At 62.6% G+C, this 9493-nt stretch carries 8 protein-coding genes and 1 pseudogene; 2 read left to right on the forward strand and 7 right to left on the reverse strand.

The annotated features are described in order from the left end of the window. Positions 1 to 3: 3 nt before the first annotated feature. The gene (locus tag Q0288_RS18070; RefSeq protein WP_366914733.1) at positions 4 to 219 is read left to right on the forward strand and encodes a GIY-YIG nuclease family protein; all 216 of its coding nucleotides are present in this window, start codon (positions 4 to 6) and stop codon (positions 217 to 219) included. Here the strand turns inward: Q0288_RS18070 and Q0288_RS07305 are convergent. The 3 genes from Q0288_RS07305 to Q0288_RS07315 form a co-directional block, all read right to left on the reverse strand. Continuing rightward, positions 216 to 1577: an aspartate aminotransferase family protein gene (locus Q0288_RS07305; protein ID WP_299429208.1), complete on the reverse strand. Its 1362-nt coding sequence runs from the start codon at positions 1575 to 1577 to the stop codon at positions 216 to 218. The genes Q0288_RS18070 and Q0288_RS07305 overlap by 4 nt on opposite strands. 12 nt (positions 1578 to 1589) lie before the next feature. Then, a complete protein-coding gene (gene aac(6') / locus Q0288_RS07310; RefSeq protein WP_299429210.1) occupies positions 1590 to 2021 on the reverse strand; it encodes an aminoglycoside 6'-N-acetyltransferase in 432 nt (143 codons plus the stop codon). 131 nt (positions 2022 to 2152) lie between these two features. Further along, positions 2153 to 3685 (reverse strand): amidohydrolase, encoded by a 1533-nt coding sequence (locus Q0288_RS07315; RefSeq protein ID WP_299429212.1) that lies wholly within the window; start codon positions 3683 to 3685, stop codon positions 2153 to 2155. Between the two features lie 322 nt (positions 3686 to 4007). Here Q0288_RS07315 and Q0288_RS07320 point away from each other — a divergent pair, with 322 nt between their 5' ends. Next, a complete protein-coding gene (locus Q0288_RS07320) occupies positions 4008 to 4415 on the forward strand; it encodes a PaaI family thioesterase (RefSeq protein WP_299429214.1) in 408 nt (135 codons plus the stop codon). Here the strand turns inward: Q0288_RS07320 and Q0288_RS07325 are convergent. The 4 genes and pseudogenes from Q0288_RS07325 to Q0288_RS07340 all read right to left on the reverse strand — a co-directional run bounded on the left by Q0288_RS07325 (position 4412) and on the right by Q0288_RS07340 (position 9267). Further along, complete coding sequence (locus Q0288_RS07325) at positions 4412 to 5122, reverse strand: GNAT family N-acetyltransferase (RefSeq protein WP_299429216.1); 711 nt, start codon at positions 5120 to 5122, stop codon at positions 4412 to 4414. The genes Q0288_RS07320 and Q0288_RS07325 overlap by 4 nt on opposite strands. A 159-nt stretch (positions 5123 to 5281) precedes the next feature. Then, positions 5282 to 6244: a threonine/serine dehydratase gene (locus Q0288_RS07330; RefSeq protein ID WP_299429218.1), complete on the reverse strand. Its 963-nt coding sequence runs from the start codon at positions 6242 to 6244 to the stop codon at positions 5282 to 5284. A gap of 228 nt (positions 6245 to 6472) precedes the next feature. Then, positions 6473 to 7825 (reverse strand): 4-aminobutyrate--2-oxoglutarate transaminase, encoded by a 1353-nt coding sequence (gene gabT, locus Q0288_RS07335; protein WP_299429220.1) that lies wholly within the window; start codon positions 7823 to 7825, stop codon positions 6473 to 6475. Positions 7826 to 7992: 167 nt separating this feature from the next. Continuing rightward, a pseudogene (locus Q0288_RS07340) lies at positions 7993 to 9267 on the reverse strand (serine hydrolase domain-containing protein). Positions 9268 to 9493 lie beyond the last annotated feature (226 nt).

Here is a 9493-nt window from a genome sequence, read left to right on the forward strand (position 1 = left end):
TATTTGTACATCCTCGAGTGTGACGACGGCAGCTACTACACCGGTAGCACCACAGACCTCGAGAACCGCCTGTGGGAGCACCCGCGAAAAACAGGTACAGGGTTGGAGCTGAGCCAAGAAAAAAGCACTAATGAGTTGATTAAAAGAGGGTTCCCTGAGCCCAACGAAGGGGATGCGGACACCACCAAAGCGGCGGGAGGTGCGAATTACAGGGACTAACTGATAAGCTCCTTAACCGCGGCCTCAAACACCTTGGTATGCCTGTCCACCTGGGCCTGGGTGGTCTCGGGCGAGATCAGGGCCATGTTGTGGAAGGGCGTGAGCAGGATGCCCCGGTTCATCATGTAGAGGTGCATAAAGGGATCGAGGTCGGGGTCTTGCCCGGCCAGAGCCTCGCTGCCATTGCGGGCAGGGTTGGGGCGGAACAGGTACTCAACCCGGCAGCCGATGCGGGTAACGTGCCAGGGCAGGCCATACTTTTCCATCACCCCTCTAACGTCGGCCTCGAGCTTTTCGCCCAGCGAGATCATGTGGGCGTAGGCTTCCTCGGTCAGCACGTGTTCCAGGGTGGCCCGCATGGCCGCCAGCGAGAGCGCGTTGGCGGCCAGGGTTCCCCCAATCCCTCCCGTATCCGCAGCGGTGGGGACGATGGCTGCGTGGGCTCTGGTTCCCAACTCCTCACTAAAGCCATAGGCTGCCGAGGGGACGCCACTGCCCAGCGGCTTTCCCACCGTCAGGATGTCGGGCTGGAGGCCCTCGGCCCGGGTGTAACCCCCCGGCCCCGCCGAGAGGGTATGGGTCTCGTCAATAATCAGAAGGGCGCCGTACTTGCGGGTGAGGTCGCGCAGGGCCTGGTGGTAGCCCGGCTCGGGCAGCACAATGCCCACATTGGTCAGGGCCGGTTCGGCCAGCACTGCCGCCACATCGCCGGGCTTCAGGGCCTCTTCCAGGGCCTCCAGGTCGTTCCACTCCACTACCCTGGTGGTAAGGGTAGGGTCTACCTGTGGCCCAATGTTGCCGGGGCGGCTGGCGGGCTTGCCGTCTACCAGCCAGGCATAGGCCTCGTCTACGGTGCCGTGATAGCAGCCATGAAATACCAGTACCCTGGGGCGCCGGGTGACGGCCCTGGCCAGGCGTAGCGAGAAGCGGTTGGCGTCGGTGGCCGAGAGCGCAAACTGCCAGTACCGGAGGCCAAACCGGCGCTGCAACTCCTCGGCAACCCATAAAGCATTCTCACCGGGCAGCATGGTGGTGATGCCCCTGTGGAGCTGTGCAACGATTCCGGGCAGGGCGGCCTCGGGGGAGTGTCCGGTCATGGCGCCGGTGTCGCCAAGGCAGAGGTCAAGGTACTCGTTGCCGTCCACATCGCAGAAGGTCGCTCCCCTGGCCTCGGACACAAACACCGGAAAACCGCCTGGCCAGCGGGTCATCCAGTGCATGGGCACACCCGCCAGCAGCGAGTGTTTGGCACGCTGGTAGAGTTCGAAAGACCTGGGGTTGCGCTGGGCGAACAGCCGATGCTCGCGCTCCATCAGGGCTTTAACCTTGCTGCGGTCTATGGCGGCGGTGGGGGTCATGGTTCCTCTCTTTTACAGCAATTTGCGAAAACACACCATGCGCTCGACTTCCTGGTAGCCCAGGCGGGTGTGGGTCTGCTGGCTCAGGGCGTTGTGAAGCTCGGTATCGGAGGCCATCTCGGTGCAGCCTTTGGCTCTGGCCCAGTCCTCGGCGGTCTCCACCAGCCTGCGTCCGACCCCGCTGCGCCGGTGCTGGGGGGCCACGTACCAACCTTCCAGATAGCCCACCGGACGGGAGTCACAGCCCTCGGCATAGGGCCGCAGCGAAACCTCCACAAAGCCGATCAGGGCCTGCTCATGCTCGGCCACAAAGCTAGCCTGGTCTGCTGCGCCGATAATCTCAGCCACCTCGAGCTCAAAGCTACCCGCGCTGTCAGGCCAAAGCGCAGTGCGCAGAAGAAAGTAGGACGGAAGGTCTGTGACTTGCAGACTCCGTATCTTCATGGCCAGTGCAAACCCTCCTGTTCCCAACCAAACGCTATCACCCGGTTACTCGACTCGCTACGAGCGCATAGGATTTCTTGTGCCTGAGGCAGCTATTTGCTATTGGCACCTTCTGCAAGAAGTTTACTGGCTCAAACCCCGCCCAGCATGGTCTGGCGCACCGAAAGGCTATACGGGTTGTGGAGGTCTCCATCCAGCACCACCAGATCGGCCCACTTGCCCACCTCCAGGCTGCCCCGGTTTTCCTCGTCCCCCGAGGCCGTCGCGCCGCCCATGCTGTAGGCCCAGAGGGCCTCCTCCAGGCTCACCCCGTTGCCCGCGCACAGGGGCTCGAGCATGGCCGCTTGCAGGCCGTTGATTGGCTCGACCTGGCGCACCACCGGGCCATCGGAAGAGAAAGCCACGGCCAGACCGGCATCGAACATGGCCCGCAGGTTGAAGCAGCGGCAGAACCAGTCGTCGGGCAGGTAGCGCTCGTAGTTGGCCCGCAGCTCGCGCAGAAAGACCGGCTGGGGCACAGCCATGATGCCGAGCCCGCTGGCTTGTGCGAGATGTTCCGGCCCGGCCAGCCCGAAGTGCTCAATCCGGTGGCGGGGGCCGGGCGAGTCCTGGTAGAGGCGCGCATAGACCTGCAATATCTGGTGCATGGCCCTATCACCGATGGCGTGGGTGCCGATGCGGAAGCCAGCCCGGTGGGCCTCGAGAGCCAGTTCATATAGTTCTTCGTCCCCAAAGCGGAGGATGCCGCAGGTAGGCGGGTTCAGGTTCTTGTAGGGTTGCGAGATGGCGGCAGTGGCCCCGGACAGGCCGCCATCGGCAAAAAGTTTTACCGAGTCGCAGCAAAGATGGTCGGAGTGATATTTCTGGGGCAAGGGGAAAGTCTGGCTGCCGCCATCGGGCCGGCGGATGTAGAGCAGGTTGACCCGGAGGGGAAGCTCGCCGCGTGCGTCCAGCGCCTGGTAGGCGGCATAGAGCGGAGGGTCTACGGCAGGGTCGGTGGCGCTGGTTACGCCCAGGCTGCGCAGGTACGCGCCCCCAGCCTTGATCCAGAGTTCGTACTGGGCCTGGGTGGGCTCGCCCATAGCCCGGAAGGCCAGCCCGTAGGCGGTCTCGTAGAGGATGCCTCCCTCGTAGTTAATCTCGCCGCCGGGGACGTGCGTCTCTGGGGTGATACCCGCAAGCTGCATGGCCTGGGAGTTCACCGCGTGAATATGGGCGCAGGTGCGGGTGAGCAGCACCGGGTTGTGCGGGGCCAGCCGGTCCAGCGCGGCTTTGTCGGGCATAGATTGCTCGGCCAGCAGGGCCTCGTTCCAGCCCCGGCCCCAGAGCCACTCGCCGGGCTTCAGGGTTTTTGCGCGTTCTTCCACCCGGGTATACACTTCGGCCAGCGAGGTAACGCCGCGCAAATCGAGCATGGTGGTGCGGAGCTGCCCCACCTTCCAGATGTGCACGTGTGCGTCGTTGAAGCCCGGCAGCAGGGTGCGGCCTTCCAGGTTAATTCTCTGGGTCTGAGAAGTGGCCAGGCTTTCCAGCTCGGACATTCTGCCCGCAGCGGCAATTCTGCCGTCGCGAATAAAGAGAGCTTCCACCCTCGCCAGGCGGTAGACCGAACCCTCGAGGCCAGGGCTGAGAATGGTTCCGCCGGTGATGAGGCTAGAGGGCATGGGATTATTCTATGCCCCAGAATGCAACCGCAGTAACTTCGATGCACCGGTATCTCAACTGATCAACTGTGAGCATCAGGGCGGATACGCTGATGCCATTGGCTTTACAGAAGGATGGTTGGTTTTTCGTGCACCGTACCTCCTTCCAAAACTCGCAAGTGTGTTGGGGGCGTAAACCATGGTCAGCTCCTATACAAAGCCACTGACATACTGAGTCGTCCGGCAATCCTGCGACTACCCCTTCAACTGCGCTCAGGGCAACACTCCGGGCAGGGCCCAGGGTAATGCTTGTGCGGAGGTTGTCGAGTAGACTGCGTGTAAAATGGCGGACTTGATGCAGTTGGGGCAGTCGGTTCTTGGTCGCCAGCCGTTCAGCCTGCTGCTGGGGGCAGAGCTGCTCGAGTTCGAGGCAGGCCGGGCGGTGCTGGCGATTACGGTGCGCGATGAGCTACTTCAGCAGCACGGGTTCGTGCATGGCGGGGTGGTGAGTTACCTGATTGACAATGCCATCACCTTTGCGGGCGGCTCGGTGCTGGGCGAGAACGTGGTAACAGCCGAGTTTAAGGTCAACTATCTGCAACCGGCTTTAGGCCAGCGGCTGGTTGCCACCGCGGTGGTGGAAAGCACAGGACGCCGGCTGGCGGTCTGCCGGTGTGAGGTGGTCTCGTTGGGTAGTGACGGCGGGGTGCGCTGTGCGGTTGGGCTGGGAACCATTGCGGCCCTCGGCTAGCCCTGGCGGGCTTGGGCCCACGCGGGGTTGCGCCAGACCACAAACACCCCGTAGTTGCCGCAACTGGGGTCGTCGAGGTAGTTGGGGATGATGCCCCAGACGTGATAGCCGCGCTTAAGCTGGATCGAGAGCACCGGATCGAACATTTCTCCCTTTACCACCCGTGCCACGTACTGCTCGATGAACAGGTCGCGCTGGTAGGGGGCAAAGCCTTTGGGCATGGCCCCGGCCACGTGCCCTTTCAGGCCGAGCTGCCTGACCAGGGCCTGCCGGGCAGTGTAAAGCAGGGTGGACAGCCCAAAGCCGCGAAACTCGGGATGTACGCCAATGTCGGCCCCGTAGAGCCAGTCTCCAGCGGGGTCGTGGCTGGTGAGCCAGTTGCCCCCCACCGCCTCGAGGTACCGGTGCTGGTAGTGGCTAAAGTCTACGTGGGTGCGAAAGTCGGTGGAGCAGGCCACCACCTTAGGGCGTACGGTTTCGGGCCACCCCGACCGGGAGTCAACCTGGCCGGTCTCGAGCTCCAGCACGGCGTGCTGGCCCTGGGGAAAAACCCGCAGGTGGGCTTTGTAGTGTTCGGCGGTGATCAGTTCGTCGCGGGCCAGCGAGGGAAAGGAGGCTTGCTGGATGGCCTCGAGCTGAGGGGCCATCCACGGCTCGGACTGCACCACTGCAAAGCGTCGGTCAGGGCTGAGGAGTATCTCGGTCATAGAACGTTGCTCATAGCTTATGTACTAAGCGCGACGGAGGCCAGGGGTCTTTTGGGTTAACCCAGGTACTGGGCGCAGCACTCCCATCGTCGCAGGTCTAAGGTCGAAGGTCTGCAACCGTCTTGAGTTTTGGCCTTCGACCAACGGCTTGGTTACAAGCTACACGATAACAGTCTGGAGCACCGAAAGGCTAATGTTGGTCCCGCAGATGACAATCACCACTGTCTGTCCCTGATACTGCCGAGAACTCTTCAGGAATGCCGCCAGGGCCACCCCGGCTGCACCCTCGAGCAACTGGTGCTGGGACTCAATGAATAGCCGCATGGCTGCCCTGATCTCCGCTTCGCTCACCGTGACCCAGGCATCCACCAGGCGCTTGCAGAGCTCAAAGGTGATGGCGCCGGGTTCCAGCCCACCCGCGCTCCCGTCCGAAAGGGTAGGCCTGGCCTGGATTTTTACAATCTCCCCGGCCTGAACCGAAGCCAGCATGGCCGCGTCGTTTTCCGGCTGGCAGCCGACGATTCTGGTCGTGGGGTGAACCGATTTGAGGTACGAGCCGATCCCGGAGATCAGCCCGCCACCGCCCACGGTGACGAAAACGGCGTCGGGGGTTTCGGGCGTTTGATGGGCGATCTCCACCCCCACGGTTCCTTGCCCGGCAATCACCTCTGGGTCGTTGTAGGGCGAAAGATACTCCATACGGTGCTGATCGGCGTAGCGCCGGGCATACATCTCGGTATCGTCGCCGGTGGTGCCGTGGTACCGCACCTCGAGGCCGTAGCGGTGGATGGCCTCGAGCTTGGTCTGGCTGGCCCCCTCCGGCACAAACACCACCCCCCTTGCGCCCAGCCTGGCCAGCCCAAAGGCCACCCCTGCCCCGTGGTTGCCGCTGCTGGCCGCCACCACCCCCTTTTGCAGTTGCTCGGACGATAGCGAGAGCAGCTTGTGGATGGCCCCGCGCACCTTGAACGAGCCGGTCTGCTGGAGGTTTTCGAGCTTCAGCCAGACCCGGGCCCCGGTCATCTGGGAAAAGGCCAGCGAGTAGTCCAGGGGGGTCTCGCGCACGTGCGGGCGCAGGCGGGCCTGGGCTTGCCTAACGGCTTCGGGCAGATTCATGGACATGGGCCTGGTGGACTAATTTTCGAACTCCATTAAGCTGCGCCAGGGTAGGTTTGACAGAGGGCGGGAGAAGCGACCCCGGACACAGCCCGCTCCTGTCGTGGTACACGAGGTGCTTTCGGCCTATACTGAACCAGTCATTTGTGGAACCACCTGGCCAGGGGATTGGCTGGAGGACAAACAACCCGACCTCCGACCTCCGACCCTCGACTCGAGACTTGCGTACCCCCCTCAAACCCCCACCGTCATCGTCCGATTGGTCTCGCGGATGGCGTCTGCCACAACGCCCAGGGCTTCGCGCAGCATCTCCTGGGGGATGTCCAGTGCAGGCAGAAAGCGGACGCAGTTGGTGTACAGCCCGGCCCGGATCAGAATCACGCCCTGTTTGGAGGCTCGCTTGATGGTCTCCATGGCGAACTCCTGCCAGGGCTCTTTGGTTATGGGGTTTTTGACGAACTCCAGCGCCATCATCGCCCCCACCCCGCGCACATCCCCCAGCACAGGAATTTCGTTCTTCATCGGCTCGAAGGTCTCCCGCACTACCCGCTCAATCTGCGAGGCCCGCTCGAGGAAGCCCGGCGACTCCAGAATTTCGATGGCTTTCAGCGCGGCTACGCAAGCCAGGGGGTTGCCGCCGTAGGTGCTGCCCACCCCGCCCACGTGCGGGCTATCCATAATCTCGGCCCGGCCCGTCACCGCGCTGATGGGCATACCGGCCCCCAGGCTTTTGGCGCTCACCACCAGGTCGGGCACCACCCCGCTGTGCTCGATGGCCCAGATTTTGCCGGTGCGGCCCGAGCCACTCTGAATCTCGTCGGCGATCATCACCACCCCGTGGGCATCGCAGACCTCCCGAATCTTGCGCAGGAACCCGGGCGGCACCGGAATAAAGCCCCCCTCGCCGATCACCGGCTCGATCACAATGGCCGCCAGTGCGCTGGGGTCTATGTGCGCGACCAGGGCGTTTTCCAGGTTCCAGCAGGCCCAGTCCACGTACTGCTCAGGGGTCATGCCCTCGGGGGTGCGGTAGAGGTTGGGCAGTGGGAGCCGGTAGACTTCGGGGGCAAAGGGGCCAAAGCCCTTCTTGAACAGGCTCCACTTGCTGGTCATGGCCATGGTCAGGTTGCTGCGCCCGTGGTAGGCTCCCTCGAAGACGATGATGCCCGAACGCCCCGTATACCGGCGGGCAAACTTGACGGCATTCTCGACCGCCTCGGCCCCCCCGTTGCTGAGCAGGGTCTTTTTGGCAAAACTGCCGGGGGTGATGCGGTTCAGGGCCTCGCAGACCGCTACATAGGGCTCGTAGTTGGCCACAATGCTGCACATGTGAATCAGCTGGTCGGCCTGAACCTTGATAGCCTCTACCACGGGCTGCGGAGTATGCCCGACCGCCAGTACCCCGATGCCCCCCGCCAGGTCAATAAAGGTGTTGCCGTCCACATCCTCGACCAGCGAGCCGTGGGCTCTCTGGACGGCGATGCCGTTGGCCTGGGCCAGTGCGCCACTGACCGAGGCCGCCCGCCGGGCCTGAAGGGCCTGGCTTTTGGGGCCGGGAATGGAAGTCTTTTGCTGGATGTATCGCATGGGTTCCTTATAGTGGTCTTCAATCTCGCCCCGCAGGTCAGCAGCCAGGGTTCGGTTGTCTGCTATCCCACCACGGGCTTCAGGGGTGCTTGGGGTGGGTTATCGAACAAACAGGAAGACCCCGGGCCCTGGAGGCGGAATGCAGGCTTTTTGCACATCCATTCCCCCTAGCTTAGCAGACCGTACAGGGCCGTGAGGATCTGCTCTTCCGTGCGGGAGTAGGCCGAGTACAACCCTGGATGCAGAGCGGGGTCGCACCCCTGCCCACCCAGGATGTAAACCAGGGCATTCTGCTGCTGTGGGTCAAACAGCAGGCCGCTGTAAAGGCCATACGCATCGCCCAGGTGTCCAAGCCAGGGTTGCAGTTGTCCCGACACCGGACAGTCCTGGCCCGGCTGGTGGGTGAAGCGCCAGACCCCCAGCCCCCAACTGAGCGCCTGCTGGTTCATGGTATCGCCGTTGGCGCCATCGAAGGTCCATGCTGGCTGTATCATCTGCTCGAGCGTCTGCGGCTTTAGCAGCTGGACTTTCCCAGCCCGGCCCTGGTTCATAAACAACCGCGCAACCTGGGCCAGCTCGAGGGCCGAGGCCCGCAAACCCCCATGAGGCGAGAAAGCAGTAGCGTTGGCGCCAGGCTGGTACGTGCCCAGATCAACGGTAACAAAACCGTCGTCCGGCTGGTCGGGATCGGGAATGACGGGGCCAGCCGGCACTACTCCATGGTGGTCGTCCACCTGCGCCACCCACGGGCCAACCGGGTTCCATACCCCGCCGGTTCACTTGCGATACAGCACGGCAAGATTACCGATCTGTTCGGAAGTCAACCGGCTAAGGTTGAACCCGCCCCCCATCCCCAGGGGGCGCAGGATTTCCTCTTCCATAAACAGGTCGAAACGCCGGCCCGCCACACATTCAATCAGGGTTCCCAGCACGCCGGTATTAAGGTTGGCATACTGGGCATAGGCGCCGGGGGCATGGCGGGGGTCAAAATGAGCGCCCTCCTCGAAAAAGCGCCCCTGAGATCGGAAGAAATCGTGCAGTGTGAAAGGGCTGGGAATGGAATACCGGCTGCCGTCCCGTATCGAGGAGGTGTGGCAGAGCAAGGTCTTGACCTGGACGGGGGTGTCCGGGAAAGCCGGGCTGCGCAGCCCGAAACCCAGGTAATCGCTCACATCGGCCTCCAAGTCCAGCCTTCCTTGCTCTACCAGCTTCATGACGCCCAGTCCCACCACCAGCTTGGAGATCGAGGCCACCCGAAAGCGGGTCTGGTTGTCCACCGGCAGGTTGTTGGCCGGGTTAGCGGCGTCCATATAGCGGTATCCAAACGACGCTGCGTAGACAGTCTCCCCGGCCCGGATTACCGCTACCTGCAAGCTGGGGATGGCGCAGTGGGGGTTGTCCAGCAAGGCTTGCAGGCTTGCGGGCCAATTTTGCACAGCCATAAGTTCGTATGTTGTCACAAAGGTTGCAGGTTCACAACCCGAAATATATACTAAGTATAAGAATATCAATAGAATTTGACATATCCGAATCTTCTCAAATATCCTGTTGGTGGCTACCCATGAAATGTAGCCCAGCCTATGGAGGTGAATTCAGCTATGCGATTCCATTCTGTTGGTCGTTGGTCGTTGGTCGTTGGTCGTTGGTCGTTGGTCGTTGGTCGTTGGT

It is taken from the genome of uncultured Meiothermus sp. (genome assembly GCF_937863175.1).
Classification (GTDB): domain Bacteria; phylum Deinococcota; class Deinococci; order Deinococcales; family Thermaceae; genus Meiothermus.